The following is a 24619-nucleotide window of genomic DNA, read 5'->3' on the forward strand; positions in this document are numbered from 1 at the left end:
TCGCAGTGTCCGTCAGTTGACGCCCCGTCACTTGTACCGGGCTTCGGGGGGAGTCGCCGACGCCGACTTCTTGTCGCCCTGGTCCATCGTCGGGTGCAGCCACTTCTCGTACGACGCCTCCCAGCCGCCGTCGTCGATGTAGTTCTCCAGGGTCCGGTTGACCTGGCGTACCAGATCCTCGGAGCCCAGTTTCATCGCCACGCCGTAGTACTCGTCGGTGAACAGGCCGCCCTTCAGTTCGACCGTGGGGTCCTGCGCGGCCTGACTCGCGGCGAGCGCACCGTCGGTGACGACCGCGTCGACCTCGCCGAGCTGCAACTTCACCAGGCAGTCGAGCTGGTTGGGGACGGTGGTCCGGATGTCGGCGGAGTCCGGGAGGTCGCCGGACTTCCTTCCCTCTTCGAGGTTGTCGTACGCGGTGGAGCCCTGCGCCGAGCAGACCTTCTTCTCGGCCAGGGTCTTGTCGAACCCGGTGATCTTCGAGGTCTTGGGCGCCAGGACCTGCTGGCCGGTCACGAAGTAGGGCGCGGAGAACGCGACTTGCTCGATACGGTCGCAGTTGATCGTCATGGTGCGCACCACCATGTCGACCTCGCCCTTCTGGATCGCCTCGACACGGCGGCTGGTCGGGATGGCCTTGAACTGCACGGCGTCCCGGTCGCCGAGGATGTCCTCGGCGATCCGGTGGACCAGGTCGATGTCGAACCCCTCCAGCTCACCGGCGGGGTTGTTCGGGTCCAGGTAGCCCCAGCGGTAGCTGTTGGTGTCGACGCCGACGATCAGACGCCGGTCCTTGCGGGCCTTGATGGCGTCCAGCGTCGGCGCCTTGCCCTCGCCGCCGGACGGCGACAGGCTCTGGTCCTGCGGGTTCTCGCACTCCTCGGCCCTCACTTGGCTGCCATGGGCGACGCCCTGGCCGCCGGTGGCCGTACCGGCGTCGTACCCCTGCGGCTGGCTCAGGGGCAGCAGCAGCGCGAAGGTCACCGCCAGGGCGCACAGGAGCGCCATCGCGCCCACGCCGCCCCAGCCCCGCAGGCCGGTGCGCAGACGCTGCCACGGGCCGGGTGCGACCCGGAGACGGACCGAGCCGTCGCCTGTGTTCATCGTCGTGCCCCCTCTCACCGGTACTCCGACAGCCTGCGGCCGATGCCGAGGACCGCGCCGGCCGCGCCCAGGACCGCGAGGACGGCGGCGCCGGTCGGGAGGCCGGTCAGCGAGTCACGGCCGTCGCTCGCGGCCTGCTTGAACTCGCTCTGCTCGTGTTCCAGCGCCGTCGCCAAGGCCTTGTCGACGTTGTCGAAGCACACGCTCGTCGGCTCCTTCGCGGCGCCGATGACGCGGTCGCGGGCGGCCTGGTAGTTGCCGGAGTTGTTGTCGTCGCGGGCGAGGTTGTGGCGGTCCTTCCAGATCTTCATGAAGCCGTTCGCGTCCTGCACGGGCTTCTCTCCCGCCGAGTCGTCGGCGAGGCCCTCGGCGCGGGCGAGAGCCTTGCCGAGCTGGTCGATCTGCTGGTCGTAGCCCCACTCGTAGGCGTCCATGACCGTGCCGTCGTCGAGCGTCTTGGAGTCCGCGCCCCTTCGGACCAGGGTCATGTTCTCGTCGCTACGGGCGGTCAGGGAGGCGATGCGGGCCTCGTGCAGCACGTTCAGCGAGCGGACGCCGTGGTCGTAGGAGTCGTTCAGGCCCGAGCGTGCCACCGTGTGGCTCACGGCGAGCCACAGCAGGACCACGGTGGCGGCGGCCGTGGCGGTGACCAGGCCGTGGTTGAGGACCCGGTTCGTACGCCGGTAGTTGCGGCGTTGGGCCCAGGCGAGGGCGGCCAGGGCGAGGAGGCCGAGGCCGGCCGCTGCCCAGGGGAAGGACTTCGCGTCCGCGTAGTCGGAGCGCAGGCGCTCGTTCTCCGTCTGGTAGAGCTTCTCGGCGGCCGGCAGCATCTTCTGCTGCATCATCTCGTTCGCCGCGCGCAGGTAGGCGCCGCCCACCGGGTAGCCCTGGCGGTTGTTGGCGCGCGCGGTCTCGACCAGGCCCTTGTACTCCGGCAGCAGTCTGCTGAGTTCGGCGATCGTGTTCGCCGAAGGGGAGCCCGGTTCGGAGTTGGCGGCGGCCTTGACGAGTTTCTCGGCGGCCGTGCGGATGTCCTTCTCGTAGCCCTCGCGCATGGCGGGCTTCTCCTGCAGGCCCGCGAGGTAGCCGCTGGCGGCCGCGGTGTTGGCGTCCGCCAGGGAGCGGTAGATGTCGGCCGCGTCGGAGCTGAGGGGCTGGCTGCGGTTGAGGACGTCGTCGGCCGCGGCGGCCCGCTCGGTCATCTGCCAGGCGGCCACGGCGCCGAAGGCGACGACGAAGAGGGCCAGCAGGGCGCCGATGATGCGCAGCCGGCCGGGTTCGGTGGTGGCGGCCGCGCGGAGTTGGTCGAAGCCCTCGGCGAAGGCGGTGCGACGTGCCTCCGGCGGTTGAGCAGGGGGGAGGGGACGGCCTGCGCCGCTGTGCTGTTCGGGCAGGCCCGGCTGCGGCGGTACGGACGGCATGGTGGGCGCGCCGGACGCCGGGCCGTGCCCCGATGGTGGTGCGCTGCTCTTCGGCGTCTGCGTCACTGTTGACCTCCCCCGTGGTCATCCCTCGCCGCAAGTATCGCTGCCGGGACTGACATCCGCACCGGCCTTCACTGGATCTTGATCGGATCGCAGCGGATTGCCTGCCGGCGGCTGGGCAGGGTCCCGCATCACCCCTGCCCATTCACACGCTGTGGGAATCAGTTCGGTTCCCCCCTGGGGGCTGCCGCCCCCAGGCCCCCGCTTCGGCCCCGAAAGGGCCTCGTCCTCAAACGCCGGACGGGCTGAAAGATGCGGGCCGGCGCTGTTCAGGATTCGAAGTGGGTGCGTACCCGTTCATGCACCTCCGCCCGCGCTCCCACCCGGTCCAGGCCCAGCAGCGCCGCACCCAGCACCGGGCTCGCCGTGACCACCCGGGGTACCGCCTTGGGTGCGCGGGACATGAGGAGGTCTTGGATTCCGTCGGTCAATCGGGGGTGCCTGGCCGCCAGGACGCCGCCGCCCAGCAGGACCGGTGTCTCCTCCTTCAGCAGGTCGAGGCGGGTCAGGGCCACCGTGGCCATGGTCACCACCTCGTCGGCCAGGCGGTCCACGATCGCTCGGGCCACCGGGTCGCCGGCCGCCGCCGTGGCGAACAGGACCGGCGTCAGTTCGTGGCGGCGGGTGTCGGGGATGTCCGTCAGGTGCAGGGCCTCGATCAGGGCGTACATGGTGGGCAGGCCGAAGTGGCCGGGGAGGGTGTTTGCCAACGCCGTGGGCACTCCGCGGCCGTCCTCCGCCCGGGCCGCGTGCCACAGTGCCTCCTCCGCCAGGCCCCAACCGCCGCCCCAGTCGCCGGAGATACGGCCCAGCGCGGGGAAGCGGGCCGTACGGCCGTCGGGGCGCATGCCCACGCAGTTGATGCCGGCGCCGCAGACCACGGCGACCCCGCGGGGTTCCGTCACGCCCGCTCGCAGGATCGCGAAGGTGTCGTTGCGGACCTCGACGGTCGTGCCCCACGCGCGCGCGTGCAGCGCGCTCGCCAGGGTCTCCTCCTCCACGGGGAAGTCGGCGTTCGCCAGGCATGCCGAGACGTGCTCGACGGAGGACACCCCTGCCGCGGCGAAGGCCTGCTCCACCGCCTCGGCGAGGGTGTCCATCGCCGCCTCCACGCCCACCGCCGGCGGACGGAACCCGCCGCCGCGGGCGGTGGCCAGGACGGTTCCGTCGGCCGCGACCACCGCCACGTCGGTCTTGCTGTTGCCCGCGTCGACAGCGAGGACACGTGCGGTCATGCCCACGCGAGATGCTCCTGGTTGTGTGCGATCAGCTGGTCGGTGAGGGTGTCGGCGTAGGCGTACTGGCCGACGAGGGGGTGCGCGAGGAGCGCCCTGAACACCCGGTCACGGCCGCCGCGCAGCGCCGCGTCCAGGGCCAGGTCCTCGTAGGCCGTGACGTTCGCCATCAGGCCCGCGTACAACGGATCCAGGGCGGGCACCGACAGCGGGGCCGGGCCCGTCGGTCCGATCGCCGCCTGCACCTCGATCACGGCGTCGTCGGGGAGGAACGGCAGCGTTCCGTTGTTGTACGTGTTCACCACCTGGTGCGGGCTGCCCGCGCCGCTCAGCAGCGCCGCCGCCAGGTCCACGGCCGCCTCCGAGTAGTACGCGCCGCCCCTCTTGGAGAGCAGTTCCGGCTTCTCGTCCAGGGCCGGGTCGGCGTACAGCTCCAGCAACTGCCGTTCCATGGCCGCCACTTCTGCGGCGCGTGACGGTTTGGTCCGCAGTTCCCTCACCACCTCGTCGTGGGCGTAGTAGTAGCGCAGGTAGTACGACGGGACGACGGCCAGGCGGTCCAGGAGGGTGCGCGGGAGGTGCAGGTCCGCGGCGATGGTGTCGCCATGGTCGGTCAGGAGTTTCGGCAGGACGTTCTCGCCCTCGGGGCCGCCCAGGCGTACGCCGGTCTCCCAGGTGAGGTGGTTCAGGCCCACGTGGTCGAGGTGGACGTCGGCAGGGGTGACGCCGAGCAGGGCCGCGAACTTGCGCTGGAAGCCGATCGCCACGTTGCACAGGCCGACCGCCTTGTGGCCCTCCTTCAGCAGGGCGCGGGTCACGATGCCGACCGGGTTGGTGAAGTCGATGATCCAGGCGGTGGGGTTGGTACGACGGACCCGGTCCGCGATGTCGAGGACCACGGGGACGGTGCGCAGGGCCTTCGCCAGGCCGCCGGCGCCGGTCGTCTCCTGACCCACGCAGCCGCAGTCCAGGGGCCACGTCTCGTCCTGCTCACGGGCCGCCTGGCCGCCGACGCGGAGCTGGAGGAGGACCGCGTCGGCGCCGTCCACCGCCGTGTCCAGGTCTGTTGTCGTGGTGATGGTGCCGGTGTGGCCCTGGCGGGCGAAGATGCGGCGGGCCAGGGCGCCGATCAGTTCCAGGCGGTCCGTCGCCGGGTCCATCAGGACCAGTTCCTCCATGGGCAGGGTGTCCCGGAGGCGGGCGAAGCCGTCGATGAGTTCGGGGGTGTAGGTCGAGCCTCCGCCGACCACGGTGAGTTTCACAGGTTGTTCAACCCTTTACTCCGGTGAGTGTGACGCCCTCTACGAACGCCTTCTGGGCGAAGAAGAACACGACGATCACGGGGGCCATGACCAGTACGGTCGCGGCCATGGTCAGGTTCCAGTCGGTGTGGTGCGCTCCCTTGAACGACTCCAGGCCGTAGGAGAGGGTCCAGGCGCCCGGGTTCTCGGACGCGTAGATCTGGGGGCCGAAGTAGTCGTTCCACGCGTAGAAGAACTGGAACAGGGCCACTGCGGCTATGCCCGGTCTGGCCATCGGGAGAACGACCTTCAGCAGCGTGCGCAGTTCGCCGCAGCCGTCCACCTTCGCCGCGTCCAGGTACTCGTTCGGGATCGTCGTCAGGAACTGGCGCAGCAGGAAGATCGAGAACGCGTCCCCGAACGCCATTGGGATGATCAGGGGCCACAGGCTCCCCGAGAGGTCCAGCTGCTTCGCCCAGAACAGGTACATCGGGATGATGACGACCTGCGGCGGCAGCATCATCATCGAGATGACCAGCATCAGCGCCACGTTCCGGCCACGGAAGCGGAACTTGGCGAGCGCGTACGCCACCGGGATCGACGAGACGACGGTGAGGAGCGTGCCCAGGCCCGCGTAGATCAGGGTGTTCTTCCACCAGGTCAGGAAGCCGGGGGTGTCGAAGACCTTGGCGTAGTTGCCCCATTCCCAGGTGTCCGGGACCAGGTCGCGGGTGAGCGCCTGCTGGTCGCTCATCAGGGAGGTCAGGACGACGAACACGAACGGCAGGGTGAAGAAGAGCGCGGCCGCGATGCCGAGGGAGTGGATCGCTATCCATTCCAGGAGTGCCTTGCGGCGTGCCGTGCGCTCGGCGACTGTTGGGGTTCCCAACTGAACCGGTTTGTCCAGCACTTGGGTCATGGTCAGTCACCTGCCTGGATCAGTCCGCCCCGGCGCCGCATCAGCAGCGCGGTGAACGCCATGGCGAGGGCGAACAGGACGAGCGCGACCACGCAGGCCGAGCCGTAGTCGAAGCGCTGGAAGCCGAGGTTGTAGACGAGCTGGGGGAGGGTCAGCGTGGACTTGTCCGGGTAGCCGGGCTCGAACTGCTGGCCGGAGCCGCCGATGATGCCGGAGGCGACCTTCCCGGCCACCAGCGGCTGTGTGTAGTACTGCATCGTCTGGATCACGCCCGTGACGACGGCGAACATCACGATCGGCGAGATGTTCGGCAGCGTGACGTACCGGAACCGCTGCCAGGCCGAGGTGCCGTCCAGCTCGGCGGCCTCGTACTGCTCCTTCGGTACGTCGAGCAGCGCGGCCATGAAGATGACCATGAGGTCGCCGACGCCCCACAGCGCCAGTGCGGTGAGGGCCGGCTTGGACCAGGCCGGGTCCGTGAACCAGCCGGGGGTCGGCAGTCCCAGGCCGTCGAGGACCGAGTTGACCGGGCCGGTGCCGGGGTTGAGGAGGAAGACGAAGGCGAGGGTCGCGGCGACCGGCGGGGCGAGGTACGGCAGGTAGAACAGGGTGCGGAAGACGCCCGTACCGGTCTTGATCTTCGTGATGAGCAGGCCGATGCCGAGGCCGAACACCACCCGGCAGGTCACCATCACCAGCACCAGCCAGAGCGTGTTGCGCAGTGCCGGCCAGAACAGCGGGTAGTCGTCGAAGACGTAGGCCCAGTTGCCCAGGCCGCGGAAGACCGGTGTGCCGAAGCCGTCGTACTTCATCAGCGAGAAGTACACGGTGGACACCAGCGGATAGGCGAAGAAGACGCCGAACCCGATGAGCCACGGTGACAGGAAGGCCACCGTCCGAAGCGCCGACCTGCGGCGCTTCGCGCGGAGAGTGTGCGTGGACATCGACGGCGCTACTTCGCCTGCTCGATGTCGGTGTCGATCTGCCGGGCGGTCTTCTCCAGACCGGCCTTGAGGTCCTTCACCTTGCCGGACTCGTACTGGTAGCCGAAGTCCTGGAGCGTCGTCTGGTACGTCGAGCCGTTGACGGAGGCCGGCGGGGTGTTCGAGTGCGCGTTCTGGGCGATGTCCAGGAACGTCTTGAAGCCGGGGTCCACCTTCAGGTCGGGCGACTTCAGGGCGGCGAACGTGGAGGGCACGTTGTGGATGGCGTTGGCGAAGGAGACGACGGCCTCGGTGTCGGTCGTCAGGTACTTCACCAGCTCCCAGGCGGCGTTCTGCTTCTCGCTCTGCGGGGCGATGCCGATGATCGTGCCGGAGAGGAAGCCCTTGCCGTACTCGTCGGCCTCGTCGTCGGCGACGGGCATCGGGGCGGTGCCGATCTCGAAGTCGACGCCGGCGTCCTTCGCCATCCCGAGGCGCCACTCGCCGTCGAGCTGCATGGCCACCTGGCCGGTCTGGAAGGGATGCTTGGCGCCCCACTCGTCGCCGAAGGTGTTGCGGTACTTCTCCAGCTTCGTGAAGCCGCCGAGGTCGTCGATCAGCTTCTTCTGGTACGTGAACATCTCGGCGAAGGCCGGGTCCTTGGCGATGTTGGACTTGCCGTCCTTGTCGAAGTAGGCGTGGTCCCACTGGGACATGTAGTGGTCCACGACGGTCTCGTAGCCGTGGTACGTCGGCATGAAGCCGAGTTGCTCGTAGCTGTCGCCCTTGGTCTTCGTCAGCTTCTTCGCGACCTCCGCGAACTCCGACCAGGTCTTCGGCGGGGACGTGATGCCCGCCTTGTCGAAGGCGTCCTTGTTGTAGTAGAGGCCGTAGGCGTCGCCCAGCAGCGGCAGGGCGCAGCGGGTGCCCTCGAACTGGGTGTAGTCCAGCATCGGCTTCGGGATGGTCTTGTCGAGGTCCAGCTTCGACTTCTCGATGAACGGCTTGAGGTCGAGGAAGGCGCCCGAGGAGCAGAACTTGCCGATGTTGGACGTCGTGAACGACGACACCACGTCCGGCCCGTTCGAACCGCCCGCGCGCAGCGCCTGGTTGAGCTTGTCGTCGTTGATGTTGCCGACGACCTTCACCGTGATGTTCGGGTGGGCCTTCTCGAAGCGGTCGACGTTCTCCTGGATCGCCTTGACCTCGGCGGGCGCGCTCCAGCCGTGCCAGAAGGTGATCGTCGTCTTGGCGTTGGGGTCGTCGGTGGCAGCGGACTCCGACTGGCCGGTACAGGCGGTGGCGAGCAGGGCCAGGGAGGCGGTTGCGGCGAGGGCGGTGGCTGCCTTGCGGGACGCTGAGGGTATGGCTTTCCAGGACTTTCCGGGCATGGCGAGGTCTCCCAAGGGCGGGACAGGGGTGGGTGAGGGAAGGCGGGGGGTGTCTGAGGGGGGTGGGGCGAAGGGGGTGACCGACGGGGCGGGCGGTCAGCGTGAGGTGTCGAAGACCTCGTCGCGTGTCGTCGCGAGCGCGCTCTCCAACGCGCCCCGCAGCACGGGGTGTTCACGGACGTCACCGACGACGAGCCGGGGCCTGGACGCGGCCAGCTCCTCCAGTTCGTCCTGGACGAGGGCGCGCAGCACCTCGCCGCCGGAGGTCAGGGAGGCGCCGCTGAGGACGACCAGTTCGGGGTCGAGGACGGAGACCAGGGAGGCGAGGCCGGTGGCCAGCCGGGTCGCGTAGGTCGACAGGAGGAGCCGGTGCAGGACGGTGTCCTCCGTGGCGGCCCGCCGGACGAGGGTGGCGGCGGCTTCGGCGTAGGGGCCCGACGGGACGTTCGTCATGCCGATGTCGCGCGCGAGTTGGGGGATCGCCTGCGAACCGGCGAGCTCCTGATAGCCGCCACTGTTGGCTTTGGTCACCTTACGGACCAGGGGTACGCCCGGAACCGGCAGGAAACCCACCTCGCCCGCGCCGCCGGTCCAGCCGCGGTGCAGGCGCCCGCCGAGGACCAGGGCGGCACCGAGGCCGCCCTCGTTCCACAGCAGCACGAAGTCCTCGTGGCCGCGGGCCGCGCCGAGCCGTTGCTCGGCCACCGCCGCGAGGTTGACGTCGTTCTCGTACTCGACCGGCATCGGCAGGGCGGCCGCGACGTCGTCGAGCAGTGCGGGGGTGTGCCAGCCGGGGAGGTGGGAGGCGTAGCGCAGCCGGCCCGTGTTGGGGTCGAAGGCGCCGGGGGTGCCGATGACGAGCCGGTGGACGTCGTCGCGGGCGAGGCCCGCCGCCTTCACCGCGCCGTCCAGGGCGTCGGTGACCTGCCGTACGACGGGATGGGCCGGGCGTCTGCCGGGGGTGGGCAGCTCGTACGACCCGACCGTGCGGCCGGTGATGTCGGCGACGGCGGCGAGGATGCGTTCGGGGGTGACATCGAGTCCGGCGGCGTACGCGGCGGCCGGATTGACCTCGTACAGCTGGGCGCCCGGGCCGGGTCGGCCCTCCGTCGTGCCGGTGGCCAGGACGAGGCCGGCGGCCTCCAGGCGGGCCAGCAGCTGGGAGGCGGTCGGCTTGGACAGGCCGGTGAGCTTGCCGATCCGCGTGCGGGACAGCGGCCCGTGCTCCAGGAGGAGGTCCAGGGCGGCACGGTCGTTCATGGCGCGCAGGACGCGCGGGGTGCCCGGCGTACCGGCGTTTCCTGCCATGGGAATCGACACCTGCCTCTCGGCTGACCAGCTTCTCAGCGATCTACGACGGAAGTCCATCCAGGATCACTGTTAGGAAAGTTTCCTATCGGGTTGGGAGGAAGGTACGCCCGCCAGGGATGCGCGTCAAGAGAGGTCTATACCAGGCAACGCGGTCGTTACTTGGGTGCGCTGTGCTGTAGCACGCGCTCGTGCCACGGGAGCAGGAGCGGGGTCGCCAGCAGGAGGACTCCGGCGAGGGCGATCGCGATGCGTGGGCCGGTCAGCGCCGCCAGCAGGCCCCACAGTGCCGTCATGGCCGCAGTCGTCGTCTTGCTGGTGATCGACCATGCCGTCAGGGTGCGCGTGGTCCGGTCCGGCGGGGTCTGGTCGAGGCGGGTGGTGGCGAGCACCGGGTTGTAGACCCCGATGCAGGTGATCAGGGTGAACTCGACGGCCATGACGAGAAGCAGACCGGGCGTGCCCGGGCCGATGAAGGCCAGGCCGACGGGCCAGCAGGCGCGCAGGGTGCCCGAGGCGAGAAGGACCTTGCGTCGCCCGTGCCGGGCGACCAGGCGCCGGGACAGGCGTGAGCCCAACAGGCCGCCCAGGCACGGCACGGCGAAGGCGAGGCCGTACTGCCAGGGGGCGAAGCCGAGTTGGCCGAGCATGAGGACGGCGAGCAGTGGGGCCGGCGCCATGATCAGGGCGTTGACGAGGATCGTGTTGAGGAACAGCGGGCGCAGCGCGGGGTGAGTGAGGATGTGCCGCCAGCCTGCCGGGAGGTCGCTCATCCGTAGGCCTGAAGGGGCGGCCGGGGAGGACTGTTGCCTTTCCTTACCGCCGATCGCCCGGAGCCCCAGCGCCGACAGCAGATAGCTGACCGCGTCCGCCAGCACCGTCGTCATGGGGCCCAACACGCCGACCGCCACCCCGCCGAGCGGTGGTCCCAGCGCGGTGGCCGTCCACATCGTGGCCTCGAAGCGGCCGTTCGCCACGAGCAGGTCCTCGCGCGGCACCAGGGACTTCAGATACGCCCCGCTCGCCGCCATGAACGTGATGTCCGCCGCCGCGACCACCACCGACACCACCAGCAACTGGCCGAGCCCGAGCGTGCCCAGGGCGAAGACGGCCGGGATGCTCAGCAGCGCGGCGCACCGGAGCAGATCCGCCGCGACCATCACCGGCCGCTTCGGGCGGACCTCCACCCACGCCCCGAGCGGCACCGCCACCAGCGCCCCCACGGCGAGCCCCGACGCCGCCAGCAGCGCCACCTCGGTCGCCCCGGCGTGCAGCACGACGACCGCGATCAGCGGCAACGCGTCGAAGGCCAGCCGCGTCCCGAACGTACTGACCCCGTACGCCGCCCACAGCCACCCGAAGTCCCGCCCCAGCGACCGCCTGCCCGACATCCCCAGCCCCAACCTCACGTTGACCGGAGCCATCCAAGCCGGACGCGATTCCCCGGATCAAACAACCAACCGGTGTGCGGCCACAACCAGAAGTTGTGCGCATACGATGACGCCGTGGACCTCGACGCCGTGCGCACCTTCGTCGCCGCGGCGGACACGGGCCGGTTCCAGGACGCCGCCGCCACCCTGTCGATCACCCAGCAGGCCGTCTCCAAGCGCATCGCCGCGCTGGAGAAGCGCCTCGGGGTACGGCTGTTCACACGCACCGCGCGCGGGGCCCGGCTCACCATCGACGGGCAGGCGTTCCTGCCCCACGCGCGTGCCCTCCTCCAGGCCGAGGAACGGGCCGTCGCCTCCGTACGCCCCGGCCGCCGTGCCCTGCGTGTCGACGTGATCGGCCGGCGGCTCGCCCCGGCGGTCCTGCTGCGCGGCTTCCACCGCGCCCACCCCGACACCGACCTCGACGTCGTCACCCTCTTCGACGCCGACGCGGCGGTCGCCGCCCTGCGGGCCGGCACGATCGACGCGTCCTTCCGTGCCGTGACCGTGCCCGCGAGGCAGCTGCCCGACGGCATCGAGGCCGCCCGCGTGTACGACGAGCCGCTGCAGCTCCTGACCGGCCCCGGGCACGCCCTCGCCGCCGCCCGCGCCGTGACGCCCACGCGGCTCGCCGGGCACCGGATCTGGATGCCCGGCATCGTCGAGGGCACCGAATGGGCCGCCTACTACGCCGCCCTCGCCGCCGAGTTCGGGCTCACCATCGAGGCGACCGGGCCCGACTTCGGCACCGATCCGCTCGTCGACACGATCGCCGACTCCGCCGTACTGGCGACCTTCGTCGGCGCGGACACCCGCCTGGTCTGGCCCGCCGACCAGGACCTGCGCCGCATCCCGCTGCGCGATCCGACCCCGGTCTACCCGCACTCCCTGCTCTGGCGCGCCGACAACCCGCACCCCACCCTCGTGGCGCTGCGCGCCCATCTCGCCGCGGCCCGCGCCGAGTGCCGGGAGACGGGGACCTGGACGCCGGACTGGGCGCGGTGACCGGTTCCGGCGGAGCCGTTATCGGCCGCGGTTGGTCTGCGCGGATGACGCGTGACCGTCGACGTGCCCTGCTCGCCCTGGCCTCGCTCGCCGTGATCACCGCGGGCGTGTCCTTCGTCTTCTGGGCGACGCGGCCCGTGCCGCACGGCGAGTGCCTGGTCGCCCACTCCCGGGTCTCCACCATCGGCAGCAAGCAGCCGAGCGGGCGTGAGCTGGAGGAGCTCGCCCAGCGGCTCTACGAGGAGGCCATCGCCGACGGCCGGTGTGAGCCGCCGTGGCCGCGGTGGCGGACGTGGGTCGACTGAGCAGGAGGCGAGGACGGCCCTGAAGGTCGGGGCCCGTCATCGCTTCCCCCGCAATGCCCGTACCACCTCGGCCACGGCGCCGAGAATGCGGGCGCGGTCCTTCGACTCGGTTCCATCGAGCGCGGACCGGACCACAAGCACGGCCGCGCAGGCCACGATCAGCAGGACCAGGACGGTGCAGGCGGCGGCGATGAGTACGGGGTCCATCGGGGTCCTTCCGGCATGGGGAAAGAAAGGGAGGGCGACGCCGACGACGGTGCCCTGCCGCCGTCTTCTCGGTTCTGGCCGATCTGCCTGATTCCGGGTGATAGCGCAGGTCAAAGGGGTAAAGTGCGGCTCCACGAGTCGTACGAGTCGTATGAGTCGCCGGACTCGGGCGACTTGGGGCGTCGGCGTGGGCACGGAGGGGACGGCCGGGATGGCGGGACCGCTGCGGTACGACGAGCAGCTGGAGAGACTGGTCAAATCGGCCGGAAGGCCCACGTCGGCGGAGTTGCGCGACGAGATCGCGCAGCACCTGAAGCCCGGCGAACTCCCCGCGCCCGAAAGCTCGATCAACGAGTGGCTCGCGGGGAGACTGCCCCGTCCCGTCAACAAAAGGAGACACCACGACTTCCTGAGCGCCCTCGCGCGCATGGCTCGGCAACGGCACGGAGACCGTTTATGGGTTCCCTCGGTGTCGCAGTGGGCCGGCATGGCCGAGGAGGCTCGGAAGGCCCGCCTCAGGAAGCCGGAAGAGACCGCCGACCCTGCGGCCGTGCCCTTACGGCCGCCCGCCTCCTGGCGGAGCTGGGTGGATGACATCGAGGGTTCCGAGGCATGGCTGTTCGTCACCGCCGGGACCGAGGAGCGGGCAGCGGCTCTGAAGGAGCAGGCCCGTGACGCCGTGGGCCGGCTGGCGGAGGAGTACGAGGAGGCGCGCGGCCTCCTCACCGACGATCCCTGGCACGACCCGCACCTGCCCGGCCGCATGGTCCGCTGGACCAACTTCCTGCTGCATCAGCTCCGCAGCCACCAGCAGGGTGCCCTGGCACCGGCAGAGGCCGCCCTGCTCGCGCTGCTTCCGTTCCTCCACCAGGTGCACAGCACCCAGACCGTTGCCGGACTGTCCCACGTGGATCCGACGCACCTGGAGGAGCTGAGCCGAGGCGGCCCCGAACGGCAGGCCTACGAAAGGTTCCTGCGCGGCCACAAACGGCTCGTCCGCCAGGCGATGCGTGGCGGCGAACTGCCCGACCGCCAGGACGGGAGCCGGGAGATCGGATGGTGGCTGTTCCACCAGTGGGCAAAGCGGCAGTCCGGGGACCTCCAGGCGCTGCTGAGGGCTGTGGACGGCGAAGGGACCGACATCGGGACCGTCCTCAATCCCCGGTTGCTGTTACGGCTGCTGTCCTGCGCGCAGTTGACGCCGCGCAGACTGTACGGGGAAGGCCCTGAGGGAGCCTTGAAGGACAAGCCGTTCCCTCTCGACTTCGACGGCAGGGACTGGCAGCAGGTGCGGGAACGGCTGGTGGGACCCCTGTTCTCGATCGCGCATGCCCTGGCCATCGAGGTCACGGATCTGTCGTCGACGGTCGTCAGGCACGTGGGTATCCCGGAGCCGCTGACTCCCGGCCGTCTGTTCACGACCGTGCGGGACGCGTCCTGGACCGTGCAACGGGATGTGCTCGGGCTGGAGGCCGGCTGTGACCACCCCGCCGCCGTGGCCGCGCTGTCCGAGCACGTCCGGATCGTGGACGGCCTGCTGCGCGGCGCGCGCCGTTCAAGGACGGCCGAGGAGATCGGTGCGCTGCCCGTGTACGCCCACGCCGACGAGGTGCGTGAGGTGGACGACATGGGCGAGCCACGGCAGGCCGGCGATGAGGTGATCCGGTTCCGGCTCGACGAGGAGCGCATCCAGGAACTGCTCATGGGCGAGAACCTCTACCGGGACCGCAGCCTCGCCATTCGCGAGCTCTACCAGAACGCCCTGGACGCCTGCCGCTACCGCCGGGCGCGAGAGCGTGAACGCAACGGCCGTGACACCTACATCGGCGAGATCACCTTCACCCAGGGCTACGACGAGGATGAGCGGCGCTACTACCTGGAATGCGTGGACAACGGCATCGGCATGGACGAGACCGTGCTCGCGGACGTCTTCTCCCGGGCCGGCGTGCGCTTCACGGACCTGCCCCGCTTTCAGGAGGAGCACGAACAGTGGGAAAGGCACGGCATCACCGTCCATCCGAACAGCAGGTTCGGCATCGGCGTGCTGAGCTACTTCATGCTCGCGGACGAGATCCGGGTGACGACCCGACCGGACGGAAGGAATGAGGAACTCACCGTCCTGATCACCGGTCCCGGTCACTACTTCAAGGTCAGCAGGACCAGCAGTTCGGGTCACGTCGGCACCAAGGTCCGCCTCTACCTCCGGGACGGCGACAAGGCCCCCTCGTGCGTGCGGGAGTTGCGCAGACTGCTCGGCCTGGCGGAGTTCCGCACCGTCGCCAGGCACGGGAACCAGGAGGCGAAGTGGAAGCCCGGGGTGCTGCGGCCCCAGGAGGCCCTCGTCGGCCGTTCGGACGGCTTCGTGGCGCACGGGCGCACCGTCTCCTGGCCGCCGGACGGCTACGGCGCCGATGGGCAGGTGGTCTGGTGCGAACATGGCGGAGGCATCCTGATCGACGGGATCTACGCCGAGCCCCGGGTGAAGCGCGGCGTGCTCACCGATCCGGGCGGCCTGGGCCGCCTGCGCGGGGCCGTGGTGAATCTGACCGGGAAGACGCGGCCCCGGGACCTGTCCGTGGATCGCACGGAGATCCTGGACGGCGATGTCTGCGAGCCGGTGGAGGAGCTCATCAAGGCCGCGCTGCCGGCCCTGTTCGCCGCGGACCCTCCCCTGCTGCAAGTCGACTGGCTGTCGGGCGTCGCGGGGCGCAGCCCCCGGCTCGCCGACGTCGTGACCGATGCCGCCGCGGCGGAGCGGTTCGTGCTGGACCTGCACGGCCACCCGACACCCCTCGCCACGACCGGGTTCTTCCCGCCCGACGTGCACGTCGTCCATCGGGCGGACTCGGGGATCTCGGAGGACACGGCGAGGGAGGGGGAGACTCCGGCAGGCGACATCGTCGGTCCCCCGGACGACGTCACGCTGCTGTGGCGGCTTCTCGCCCACCGGCCGAACGCCGAACTGTCCATGTTGACCGAGGTCGTTCCGGAGCTGTCCCGGGTCGAGAGCGTGCTGGCCGCTCGACCCTCGGACGCTCTGCTGCGCACTACGACCTCCGGTGAGTGGAACCACCGGCACTGGAGCGACCTGGAGTACTACGCCGACGAACTGGCACAGCCCGGTCATGCTCTCTCTGTGGCGACGGCCTGCGGAATGTCGTACAGCGCGGCGGTCTCACGCATGGAGCAGCTCCGCCTGCCGGTCCCGCGACGGTCCGATGCCGAGGTGGTGGCGGACCGGACCGCAGTGGCGCTTCTCGACCAGTACCTGAGCGGAGACGGCGGCACCTGGCACGAGGTCGAAACGCCGGTGCCGCCGGGCCATCTGCTCAAGGCCCACCTGGTGCTGAACATCGGCGTCGACGAGGCAGTTCGTCGGATGCAGGCCCTCGGCTTCAAGATCTCCGTGGAGCGCATGCCGAACGAGACCCCGGACGAATGGGTGGTGAACCTGCTCAGTCGTTATCTGCACGGTGGCCCGTCCTGGCTCGACCCCGCCGAACCGGTCACGGCAGGACACGTACTGCACGCGGTCACGAAACTCGGCCGGCCCTTTCCCGAGGTGGTTGGGCAACTGCGGGCCTACGGGTACCGTCCGGACCTCGGCTCGTTGGATCAGCGGTCGGCCGAGGAACTGCTGAGGCAGGGCGCCAAGTGGGGCTGGGACGGCGACGACCTCGACCGCTTGGAGGTGGGGAAGCCGGTGCCGCCGAACCTCGTCGCTCGCGCGTCGCTCAAGACGGACGTTCCCCTTCGTGACGTCGCCCGTCGCATCGAGGAACTGGGACTCTCCACCGGTGTCCTCCCGGAGCGGGCCGAACCGAAGGACTCCGTGATCCTGGACGAATGCGTCTTGCGGTGGGAGGACGGGCCGGAGGTTCGCCTCTACTCGCTGGCACAAGCGGCCGAGAAGAGCAAGCTTCCGCTGACGGCTGTCGCAGCGCGGCTGCGTATGTACGGCCTGCATCCACCGGACACGCGAGTTCCTGAGTATGCCGCCCCGGGGGATGGGAACATCATCCGCCACGTCTTCTACGGCCTGCTCTCCGAGGAAGGAATCGTGCGGGACCAGCCGGTGCCCGCCATCGACGTGATCCGGACCGCCGAGTACCAGCGGATGTCCCCCCGAGCCGTCACCGATCGCCTCGCCTGCTACGGCCTGCGAACGCCGCTCGCCGAGGCCCCGACCAGGGCGAGCAGACAGGACACCGACCTCGTCAGCCTCGGGCTCGGCAGCGGCGATGCACTGGGGGGCTGGCTCGACTGGGACAAACCGGTGCCGGTGCACCACCTCGTCGCCGCACCGCCCAGGCTGCTGATGGAGCAGGACGAGGTCATCCAGCGCCTCACGGCATTCGGTCTCCAGATGCCCGCACAGGGCCTGGACGACTTGGACGCCATCGACCGCAGTCTGTGCCTCGAAGAGTTCGAGCAGGGCGAGGACAGCATTCATCTCCCCCTGTCCCTGGGCCACCCGATCAGCGACTTCCTCCGTATCGTCCGCTTCGCCGGCCTCCCCCTGGACGACCTGCTTCCCCGGCTCACCCGCCTCGGCGTCGACCTCCCCCGCGTGACCGACGCCGTGCGCGCCGCCCTCCCCAAGGTCCCCGGCCTGGTCATGGCAGCCGAGGAGACGGCACCGCGGAACGAGCCGTCGGATCCGGCAACGTAAGCAACCTGCCCCGCGCACTCGCGAGCCGACAGACGGGCAAGGGGCGCCTGGCATCGTCCGGGCGCCCCTCGTCGTACGGCTGCTTCGGCCTCGTAGGCCTACTTCGTCACGCTCGGCGGCGCCAGCGGCGTAGCCGCCTGTGCCTGCGGCGAGGACGTGTTGGAGTACGCCGACGGAGCCGCCATGCCCGCCGTCGGGTCGGTCGCGGCCGCGTCCTCCACGGGGAGCGCCGGGCGGCCGACGATCGGGATGTCGGCGGCGTCGAAGGCGCGCTTGATGCGCCAGCGCAGCTCGCGTTCGACGGTGAGGGACTTGCCGGGCATGGTCTTCGCCGAGACGCGGACGACCATCGAGTCCAGCAGCACGCTGTCCAGGCCGAGGACCTCGATCGGGCCCCAGAGGAGCTCGTTCCAGGGCTCCTCCTTGCTCATCGCCTCGCCGACCTCGCTCAGCACGGCCTTCACCCGGTCGAGGTTCTCGGAGGGGCGGACCGTGACGTCCACGCCCGCCGTCGACCAGCCCTGCGAGAGGTTGCCGATGCGCTTGACCTCGCCGTTGCGGACGTACCAGATCTCGCCGTTGTCGCCGCGCAGCTTGGTCACGCGCAGGCCGACCTCGATGACCTCGCCGGAGGCGACGCCCGCGTCGATCGAGTCACCGACGCCGTACTGGTCCTCCAGGATCATGAAGACGCCGGAGAGGAAGTCGGTGACCAGGTTGCGGGCGCCGAAGCCGATCGCCACGCCCGCGACACCGGCGGAGGCCAGCAGCGGGGCGAGGTTGATGTCGAAGGCGGACAGGACCATCAGGGCGGCCGTGCCCATGATCACGAAGCTGGCCACCGAGCGCAGGACCGAGCCGATCGCCTGGGAGCGCTGACGGCGGCGCTCGACATTGACCAGCAGGCCGCCGATGGCCGTACCGTCCACCGCCTGCGCGGTGCGGTTCATCCGGTCTATGAGCTTGGTGATCGCCCGTCGGATCAGCACTCTCAGCACCCCGGCGATCACCAGGATCAGCAGGACCTTGAGGCCTATCGCGAGCCAGGTCGACCAGTTCTGCTCGACCCAGCTCGCGGCCTGGGTCGCGCTCTCCTGGGCGTCCTGGACCGTGGGGACCGACGGCGTCTCGCTCTCCGAGGGAGACGGTGACGGCGTCGAACCGACGGCCAGGAGAAGGGCGGGCAAGGACACGGCGGGTACCTCCAGTGCAGCGGCCCGCCCCACCGGCAGATGGTCAAGGTCACGAAAAGGTCACCGGCAGGGCAGGCTCACCACACTATCGGGGCATCGTGTGTGGATCGGCGCCATGTTCGAGGGAGGAAACGTGCCCACCCGGGGATGAACTGGAGGGATGGAGCGTTCATCGTCCGGGGGACGGATTGAGATGTGGTTGAAAACACTCTCAGCCCGTTACCGGTACATGGTGGCGCTTTCACCAGGCAAGAGGGGAGACTGACTACAGATCGTCCCGGCGCGAGCCACGCGCCGCCGACGCCCAAGGAGGCATCCGTGCCGCATGTCCTGGTCCTCAACGCGTCGTACGAGCCACTCGGCGTCGTACCGCTCCGCCGCGCGCTCGTCCTCGTCCTCGAGAACAAGGCCGTATGCCTCGAGGAGTCCGGCGCCTTCATGCACAGTGCAACCGTCACAGTCCCCGCACCCAGCGTGGTCCGGCTCAAGCGATTCGTCCGGGTTCCCTATCGGGGGCCCGTTCCTCTTACCCGTAGGGCGCTCTTCGCGCGCGACGGGGGCCGGTGCATGTACTGCGGTGGCGTCGCAACCAGCGTCGACCATGTCATTCCGCGCAGCCGCGGGGGCAAGCACGTCTGGGACAACGTGGTGGCGTCGTGCCGCCGCTGCAACCACGTGAAGGCCGACCGACACCTGTTCGAGATCGGCTGGCGGCTGCGCCACAAACCCGCTCCACCCACCGGTCTCGCCTGGCGCATCATCGGCACCGGGCATAGGGACCCGCGCTGGCTGCCGTACTTGCAGCCGTTCGGCGCGGAGGACGCCATGGCCCGGATCGACGGCATTTCCGCCTGACGACCCGGGCTTTCGCATACCCGGCGTGCGGTGCGCGCGCGACGTCCGGCCCCGAGGGTCCCCCGTGCCCCAGGGGCCGGACGGCTGCGCGGCCGTCCGGCGCGCTACGCGTACCGCAGCTCCGCCGGCCGCACGGACCGCCGCAGCAGCGGCAGTGACGTGGCCGCGGCCAGCAGACACGCGGCGTACACGGCCACCGGGACCAGCACCGGCACCAGCGGCAGGGGCCCGACCGCGTCGTCGATCAGCATGGCCCAGCCCCCGTAGATCGCCGTGCCGCCCGCGCCCGCGAGCAGCAGCGCCGGTGCCAGCGGCAGCGCGGTCTCCAGGAGCAGCGCCCGGCCGAGCACGCTCTGCGGCACCCCCGCCGCGGCCTGCGCGGCCAGCCCCCGGCGGCGGGTGGCCAGCGACTCGGCGGTGCCCACGGCCAGGGCCGACAGGGTCAGCGCCAGGGCGACGAGGATCGCCGCGCCGGAGAGGTCGAGGCCCGTGGTGTAGTACGACCGGCTCTCGGCGAGGTACTCGGTGTGGTGCACCACGTGCAACAACACCTCGCGGATACCGGCGAACGCCGTGCCCACGACCGTCACCAGGATCACCGCCGCATGGGTACGGGCCGCCGCCCACGGGTCTTCACGCAGTCGCTCCGCCGCGATCAGCAGCGCCGGACGCTGGGCACGGGCGGCGAGCGCGGCGCCGAGCCGCCGGGACGACCAGCCCGCCAGCCAGACGGCCGCGACGCCGATCAGCAGGCTCAGGGCGAACACCGCCAGCGGGCCCAGCGCGAAGGGCAGGGGATCGTCGCGGTACAGGGCCAGACCGACGCACCCGGCGAGCGCCGCGAACAGCACCGTCACCACCAGGAACACCCGGCCCGGCCCCCGCGTCGGCCGCACCCGCCGTACCCAGCCCAGGGGTGAGGCCACCACCCGCCGCAGCGACAGCGCGCTCACGGTCGCGCCCAGAACCGGGACGCCCACGGCGACCAGGGTGATGCCGAGCCACGCCAGGGGCTCGGGGTGCTGCCACACGCGCAACAGGAGCAGGACGCCGAACACGGTGGCCACCGCCGCGCCGACCAGACAGGCCAGCCCCGCCTCCAGCGCCGCGATCCTCCGCACCTGAGCCGGCGTGGCCCCCGCGAGCCGCAGTGCGGCAAGGCGCCGGTCGCGGTGCACCGCCCCCACGCGGGCGCACTGCCCGAGGAACCCGAGCACTGGCACCAGCAGCATCAACAGCGCGATGATCACGCCCTGTCGGTCGCGCGGTTGGTTGAGCAGCCCGGAGCCGAAGGACACCGCGTACTGCCCGTCGATCGAGGCGATCGTGGCGACCGCCAGCCCGATGCCGGTCGCGAGCGCCGCCCCGACCGCCGTGAGCGTCACCCGCCACCCCTCGCGCCGGTCGGAGCCCCGGGTGAGCAGCCAGGCCAGCCGGAGGTCGGCGCCTATACCGGCGCTCATGCGGTCACCTCCAGCGGCGCCACGATCCCGTCGGACAGCCGCACCTCGCGGTCCGCGTACGCCGCCACCTGCGCGTCGTGTGTGATCAGCAGCACCGCCGTGCCCGACTCACGGGCCGTGTGCACCAGAGCCGTCATCACCTGCTCGCTCGCCAGCGAGTCCAGCGCCCCCGTCGGTTCGTCGGCGAAGACGACCTTGGGGCCGGTGATCAGGGCCCGGGCCAGCGCCACCCGCTGGGCCTGGCCGCCGCTCAGCTCGCCGGGCCGCAGATCCTCCTGCCCGCGCACCCCGAACCTCTCCAGCCACTCACCGGCCGTGGCCTGCGCGTCCTGTCGCCGGGTGCCGGCGAGCAGCAGCGGCAGCGCCACGTTGTCCAGGGCCGTCAGCTCGGGTATGAGCTGCCCGAACTGGAAGACCACACCGAACTCCGTGCGCCGCAGCTCGCTCAGCCGCTTCTCGGGCAGCTGGTCGAACCGCTCCCCGCCGTACGTCACCGAGCCGGCGTCCGGGCGGACGATGCCGGCCAGGCAGTGCAGCAGCGTGGACTTTCCGCTGCCGCTCGTGCCGGTGACGGCGAGGATCTCGCCGGCGTGCAGCTCCACGGAGGCGCCGCACAGGGCCCGCGTTCTGCCGTGTGCCTTGACGAGGTCGCGGGCCGCCAGCAGCGGCACCGCGGTTCCCTCTCTGTCGCTCATGCTGTGTCGACCTCCGCGGTCAGGGTGGTGAGCCGGGCCGCCGTGGTCGTCATCCAACGGAGGTCGGCGTCGAGGTGGTTGAGGGCGTAGTCCGCCGAGAGCACGGTCGCGAGATCGGCGCCCCGCGCGGTCTTGACCGCCGTGAGCTCCCGCATCCGCTCCATGTGGGCGGCGCGCTGGGCGCGCAGATAGGCCTCCGGGTCGCCGCCGGACAGGATCGAGACGACGACCTTGGCGAAGATCTCGTTCGTCACGAACGGCGCGGGCGGCGCGATCTCCCCGGCCCACTGGGCCAGTTCGCGCGCTCCGTCCGGCGTCGAGCGGTACGCCGTCCGCTCCGGGCCGCCGTCGGAGTCGGTGCCCTCGACCTCGGCCAGGCCGTCGCGGACCAGGCGCTGCAAGGTCGTGTAGACCTGCCCGTAGGCGAGCGGACGGGCTTGCGGGAAACGTTCGTCGTGGCGTCGCTTGAGGTCGTAGCCATGGCTCGGCCCTGCGGCGAGCAGCCCCAACAGGATGTGGCGGGTGCTCATGCCGATCATTATGTACTGAGTACATGTACTGAGTGAATAGTGGCCGGTGAATCATCTTCGACAAAGGCGCGGCGACGGAAATGTTGCGGAACGAAATGTGATGACACGCACGTTGTTCCAATCTGTACGTCTGCCGACGCGCCCACTGGGTAGGGCTGCGATGACCCGCCGTCGTACTACGACCAAAGGAGGCCCCCATGGCCACAGCGTCGGCCTTGTCCAAACCTGAGGCGCCCTTCGAGCCCGAGCTGTACGCCTGCGTCTTCAGCGCCGAGGGCGCCTGCGCCGAGATCCCCCTCACCAGCGAACCGCCCCTCCCCGACGCCGAGCCCCTCACCAGCGAGCCGCCACTCGCCGACGCCGCGCCGCTGACGAGCGAGGCGGCCACCTGGGACATGGACGCGGATACGGGTATGGACACCGGTATGGACATGGACTTGCGCGCCCCGAGGCCGTAGATGACAGCACAGCGGCCGCCCGGCGCACCGGACCGGGAACTCCCCTCCGACGACCTGTCCCGGCTCGCCGAGCTGCACGGTGTCGCCACCTCCTACGAGCCGTCCCCGGACCGCAGGGTCACGGCCTCCGCCACCGCACTCACCCTCGCCCTGGCCGCCCTCGACATCGACACGAGCACGCCCGACGCCGTCCGCGCCGCGCTCGCCGCCAGGGAACGGGAGCTGCGTGAGCGGCTGCTGCCGACGACGGTGGTGTGCTGGAGCGGCGACGCCGAGCCCGAGGCGCTGGCCGCCCTGCCTGCCGGCACCCGGCTGCACATCGGAACCGAGCAGGGCGGGTCGCATGCCGCTGTCGACCAACTCCCGCCCGGCGTCCACCGTTTGACGGCGACCGCACCGGACGGCCGTACGGCGACCACGCATCTGGTCGTCGCCCCGCCCCGCCTGCCCGCGCCCGCCGGACGCTCGTACGGCCTCCTCGTCCAGCTCTACTCCCTCCTCTCCCGTCGCTCCTGGGGCATGGGCGACCTCGGCGACCTCGCCGAACTCGCCGCCTGGGCCGGCCGGGCGCTCGGCGCCGGATTCGTCCAGGTCAACCCGTTGCACGCGGCCGTACCCGGCACCCCTACCGACCCGTCCCCCTACCGCCCCTCCTCCCGCCGCTTCCCCGACCCCGTGCACCTGCGGGTCGAGGACGTCCCCGAGTTCGCGTACGTCGAGGACCGCGAGGGCGTGCGGGGGCTGCTGGAGCGGGCCGGGCGGCTGCGGGAAGCGGTGCTGGAGAAGGGGCAGCTGATCGACCGGGACGCGGTGTGGGAGGCGAAGCGGGAGGCGCTGGAACTGGTCCGCGAGGTGCCGCTCGGGCCGGGGCGGCTGGCCGCGTACGTCGACTTCCTCGCGCGGGAGGGGCAGGCGCTGGAGGACCACGCCACCTGGTGCGCGCTCGCCGAGGCGCACGGCTCGGACTGGCTCCGGTGGCCGGCGGGGCTGCGGGATCCCCGGTCGCCCGAAACGGCCCGCGCGCGACGCGAGTTGATGGACCGGGTCGACTTCCACTGCCGCCTCGCATGGCTCACCGACACCCAGCTCACCGCCGCCCAGCGCGTCGCCCGGGAAGCCGGGATGCCGGTCGGGATCGTGCACGACCTCGCGGTCGGGGTGCATCCCGGGGGCTCCGACGCCTGGGCGCAGCAGGAGTACTTCGCCGCCGGGATGTCCGTGGGCGCCCCGCCGGACGCCTTCAACGCGCGCGGCCAGGACTGGGGGCTGCCGCCCTGGCGGCCGGACCGGCTGGCCGAGTCGGGGTACGAGCCGTATCGCCGACTGCTGCGGGCGTTGTTCCGGTCCGCGGGCGCCCTGCGCATCGACCACGTCATGGGGCTGTTCCGGCTGTGGTGGGTGCCGCAGGGGCACGCGCCGACGGAGGGGACGTACGTCCGCTACGACGCCGAGGCGATGCTCGCGATCCTGGTGCTGGAGGCCTCCCGGGCCGGGGCGGTGGTGATCGGGGAGGACCTCGGCACGGTGGAGCCGGGCGTACGGGAGGCGTTGCGCTCGCGGGGTGTGCTCGGCACCTCGGTGCTGTGGTTCGAGCGGGACTGGGACGGTGACGGCCGCCCCCTGCCACCGGACTCCTGGCGCGCCGACTGCCTCGCCACCGCCACCACCCACGACCTGCCGCCCACCGCGGCCCGCCTCGCCGGCGAACACGTCGAACTCCGCGACAGCCTCGGCCTGTTGACCCGCCCCCTGGAGCAGGAGCGGGCGGAGGCGTCGGCGGACACCGGCGAGTGGCTGGGGCTGCTGTCCCGGCTGGGACTGCTGCGCGGCACCCACGGCGGGCACTGCACCTCGGAGGAGGAGGCCGAGATCCAGGCCGTCCACCGCTTCCTGCTGCGCACCCCGGCCCGCATGGTCGGCGTCTGGCTCCCGGACGGCGTGGGCGACCGGCGGCCGCAGAACCTGCCGGGGACGTGGGACCAGTACCCGAACTGGCGGCTCCCCGTCGCCGACGCGGAGGGGAGAGCGGTGACGCTGGAGGATCTGGCGGCTTCGCCCAGGGTGCGGGCATTGGTGGAGGTACTGCGCGCGGGGGTGCCGGCCGCGCCCGACGGGAACCCGGGGTGAGGGCCGGGCGGGCCCGCATCGCATACGGCACCCCGGGCGCGCGGCCCCTCGTGGGGTTCTGTACTTTTGGGACC

The 24619-nt window shown here is 70.9% G+C and carries 20 protein-coding genes; 6 read left to right on the top strand and 14 right to left on the bottom strand.

The genetic code is table 11. The annotated features are described in order from the left end of the window. Nucleotides 1-27 precede the first annotated feature (27 nt). The 9 genes from ABD932_RS32700 to ABD932_RS32740 all read right to left on the bottom strand — a co-directional run bounded on the left by ABD932_RS32700 (nucleotide 28) and on the right by ABD932_RS32740 (nucleotide 10996). Nucleotides 28-1104 carry a glutamate ABC transporter substrate-binding protein gene (locus tag ABD932_RS32700; protein ID WP_345018293.1) on the bottom strand — a complete coding sequence of 359 codons (1077 nt, stop codon included), beginning with the start codon at nucleotides 1102-1104 and terminating at the stop codon, nucleotides 28-30. Nucleotides 1105-1118: 14 nt separating this feature from the next. Further along, nucleotides 1119-2591 carry a hypothetical protein gene (locus tag ABD932_RS32705; RefSeq protein ID WP_345018294.1) on the bottom strand — a complete coding sequence of 491 codons (1473 nt, stop codon included), beginning with the start codon at nucleotides 2589-2591 and terminating at the stop codon, nucleotides 1119-1121. A gap of 266 nt (nucleotides 2592-2857) precedes the next feature. Next, nucleotides 2858-3829: an N-acetylglucosamine kinase gene (locus tag ABD932_RS32710; protein ID WP_345018296.1), complete on the bottom strand. Its 972-nt coding sequence runs from the start codon at nucleotides 3827-3829 to the stop codon at nucleotides 2858-2860. Continuing rightward, complete coding sequence (locus ABD932_RS32715; RefSeq protein ID WP_345018298.1) at nucleotides 3820-5085, bottom strand: 6-phospho-beta-glucosidase; 1266 nt, start codon at nucleotides 5083-5085, stop codon at nucleotides 3820-3822. Before ABD932_RS32715 ends, ABD932_RS32710 begins: the two co-directional genes overlap by 10 nt. 7 nt (nucleotides 5086-5092) lie before the next feature. Then, nucleotides 5093-5983: a carbohydrate ABC transporter permease gene (locus tag ABD932_RS32720; RefSeq protein ID WP_345018299.1), complete on the bottom strand. Its 891-nt coding sequence runs from the start codon at nucleotides 5981-5983 to the stop codon at nucleotides 5093-5095. Nucleotides 5984-5985: 2 nt separating this feature from the next. Continuing rightward, complete coding sequence (locus ABD932_RS32725) at nucleotides 5986-6927, bottom strand: carbohydrate ABC transporter permease (protein WP_345018301.1); 942 nt, start codon at nucleotides 6925-6927, stop codon at nucleotides 5986-5988. 8 nt (nucleotides 6928-6935) lie between these two features. Further along, nucleotides 6936-8273 carry an ABC transporter substrate-binding protein gene (locus ABD932_RS32730; protein ID WP_345018365.1) on the bottom strand — a complete coding sequence of 446 codons (1338 nt, stop codon included), beginning with the start codon at nucleotides 8271-8273 and terminating at the stop codon, nucleotides 6936-6938. A gap of 120 nt (nucleotides 8274-8393) precedes the next feature. After that, nucleotides 8394-9605: an ROK family transcriptional regulator gene (locus tag ABD932_RS32735; RefSeq protein ID WP_345018303.1), complete on the bottom strand. Its 1212-nt coding sequence runs from the start codon at nucleotides 9603-9605 to the stop codon at nucleotides 8394-8396. Between the two features lie 158 nt (nucleotides 9606-9763). After that, complete coding sequence (locus tag ABD932_RS32740) at nucleotides 9764-10996, bottom strand: MFS transporter (protein ID WP_345018305.1); 1233 nt, start codon at nucleotides 10994-10996, stop codon at nucleotides 9764-9766. Nucleotides 10997-11110: 114 nt separating this feature from the next. On the opposite strand from ABD932_RS32740, the gene ABD932_RS32745 reads away from it, so the two are divergent. Continuing rightward, complete coding sequence (locus ABD932_RS32745; RefSeq protein WP_345018307.1) at nucleotides 11111-12040, top strand: LysR family transcriptional regulator; 930 nt, start codon at nucleotides 11111-11113, stop codon at nucleotides 12038-12040. A gap of 44 nt (nucleotides 12041-12084) precedes the next feature. Further along, entirely contained in the window at nucleotides 12085-12345 is a 261-nt protein-coding gene (locus ABD932_RS32750; RefSeq protein WP_345018309.1) for a hypothetical protein, read from the top strand. A gap of 36 nt (nucleotides 12346-12381) precedes the next feature. Here ABD932_RS32750 and ABD932_RS32755 read toward each other — a convergent pair whose 3' ends face one another. Beyond that, complete coding sequence (locus tag ABD932_RS32755) at nucleotides 12382-12552, bottom strand: hypothetical protein (RefSeq protein ID WP_345018311.1); 171 nt, start codon at nucleotides 12550-12552, stop codon at nucleotides 12382-12384. A 211-nt stretch (nucleotides 12553-12763) separates the two neighbouring features. Between ABD932_RS32755 and ABD932_RS32760 the strand changes: the two genes are divergently transcribed. Next, nucleotides 12764-17224, top strand: coding sequence for a wHTH domain-containing protein (locus ABD932_RS32760; protein ID WP_345018313.1), 4461 nt, complete (start codon nucleotides 12764-12766; stop codon nucleotides 17222-17224). A gap of 98 nt (nucleotides 17225-17322) precedes the next feature. On the opposite strand, the gene ABD932_RS32765 is transcribed toward ABD932_RS32760, so the two are convergent. After that, nucleotides 17323-18417, bottom strand: coding sequence for a mechanosensitive ion channel family protein (locus tag ABD932_RS32765; protein ID WP_345018315.1), 1095 nt, complete (start codon nucleotides 18415-18417; stop codon nucleotides 17323-17325). A gap of 318 nt (nucleotides 18418-18735) precedes the next feature. Between ABD932_RS32765 and ABD932_RS32770 the strand changes: the two genes are divergently transcribed. Beyond that, on the top strand, nucleotides 18736-19272 hold the full coding sequence (locus ABD932_RS32770) for an HNH endonuclease (RefSeq protein WP_030049754.1): 537 nt from the start codon (nucleotides 18736-18738) through the stop codon (nucleotides 19270-19272). Nucleotides 19273-19376: 104 nt separating this feature from the next. On the opposite strand, the gene ABD932_RS32775 is transcribed toward ABD932_RS32770, so the two are convergent. Genes ABD932_RS32775 through ABD932_RS32785 form a run of 3 tightly spaced genes read right to left on the bottom strand, consistent with a single transcriptional unit; the run spans nucleotide 19377 to nucleotide 21960 of the window. Then, nucleotides 19377-20735 (bottom strand): FtsX-like permease family protein, encoded by a 1359-nt coding sequence (locus ABD932_RS32775; protein WP_345018319.1) that lies wholly within the window; start codon nucleotides 20733-20735, stop codon nucleotides 19377-19379. Then, a complete protein-coding gene (locus ABD932_RS32780) occupies nucleotides 20732-21430 on the bottom strand; it encodes an ABC transporter ATP-binding protein (protein ID WP_345018321.1) in 699 nt (232 codons plus the stop codon). Before ABD932_RS32780 ends, ABD932_RS32775 begins: the two co-directional genes overlap by 4 nt. Continuing rightward, a complete protein-coding gene (locus ABD932_RS32785; protein ID WP_345018323.1) occupies nucleotides 21427-21960 on the bottom strand; it encodes a PadR family transcriptional regulator in 534 nt (177 codons plus the stop codon). The genes ABD932_RS32780 and ABD932_RS32785 overlap by 4 nt, the downstream gene beginning before the upstream one ends. A gap of 197 nt (nucleotides 21961-22157) precedes the next feature. Between ABD932_RS32785 and ABD932_RS32790 the strand changes: the two genes are divergently transcribed. Both ABD932_RS32790 and malQ read left to right on the top strand, forming a co-directional pair. After that, on the top strand, nucleotides 22158-22418 hold the full coding sequence (locus tag ABD932_RS32790) for a hypothetical protein (RefSeq protein ID WP_345018325.1): 261 nt from the start codon (nucleotides 22158-22160) through the stop codon (nucleotides 22416-22418). Further along, the gene (malQ, locus tag ABD932_RS32795) at nucleotides 22419-24545 is read left to right on the top strand and encodes a 4-alpha-glucanotransferase (RefSeq protein WP_345018327.1); all 2127 of its coding nucleotides are present in this window, start codon (nucleotides 22419-22421) and stop codon (nucleotides 24543-24545) included. Nucleotides 24546-24619: the final 74 nt, after the last annotated feature.

It is taken from the genome of Streptomyces shaanxiensis, from assembly GCF_039537145.1.
Classification (GTDB): Bacteria; Actinomycetota; Actinomycetes; order Streptomycetales; family Streptomycetaceae; genus Streptomyces; species Streptomyces shaanxiensis.

Coding starts and splice junctions, on each gene's coding strand:
- ABD932_RS32750 (WP_345018309.1), top strand. CDS start 12,085: ATGACGCGTGACCGTCGACGTGCCCTGCTCGCCCTGGCCTCGCTCGCC.
- ABD932_RS32780 (WP_345018321.1), bottom strand. CDS start 21,430: ATGAGCGACAGAGAGGGAACCGCGGTGCCGCTGCTGGCGGCCCGCGAC.
- ABD932_RS32735 (WP_345018303.1), bottom strand. CDS start 9,605: ATGGCAGGAAACGCCGGTACGCCGGGCACCCCGCGCGTCCTGCGCGCC.
- ABD932_RS32700 (WP_345018293.1), bottom strand. CDS start 1,104: ATGAACACAGGCGACGGCTCGGTCCGTCTCCGGGTCGCACCCGGCCCG.
- ABD932_RS32760 (WP_345018313.1), top strand. CDS start 12,764: ATGGCGGGACCGCTGCGGTACGACGAGCAGCTGGAGAGACTGGTCAAA.
- ABD932_RS32775 (WP_345018319.1), bottom strand. CDS start 20,735: ATGAGCGCCGGTATAGGCGCCGACCTCCGGCTGGCCTGGCTGCTCACC.
- ABD932_RS32740 (WP_345018305.1), bottom strand. CDS start 10,996: ATGTCGGGCAGGCGGTCGCTGGGGCGGGACTTCGGGTGGCTGTGGGCG.
- ABD932_RS32790 (WP_345018325.1), top strand. CDS start 22,158: ATGGCCACAGCGTCGGCCTTGTCCAAACCTGAGGCGCCCTTCGAGCCC.
- ABD932_RS32755 (WP_345018311.1), bottom strand. CDS start 12,552: ATGGACCCCGTACTCATCGCCGCCGCCTGCACCGTCCTGGTCCTGCTG.
- ABD932_RS32785 (WP_345018323.1), bottom strand. CDS start 21,960: ATGAGCACCCGCCACATCCTGTTGGGGCTGCTCGCCGCAGGGCCGAGC.
- ABD932_RS32725 (WP_345018301.1), bottom strand. CDS start 6,927: ATGTCCACGCACACTCTCCGCGCGAAGCGCCGCAGGTCGGCGCTTCGG.
- malQ (WP_345018327.1), top strand. CDS start 22,419: ATGACAGCACAGCGGCCGCCCGGCGCACCGGACCGGGAACTCCCCTCC.
- ABD932_RS32720 (WP_345018299.1), bottom strand. CDS start 5,983: ATGACCCAAGTGCTGGACAAACCGGTTCAGTTGGGAACCCCAACAGTC.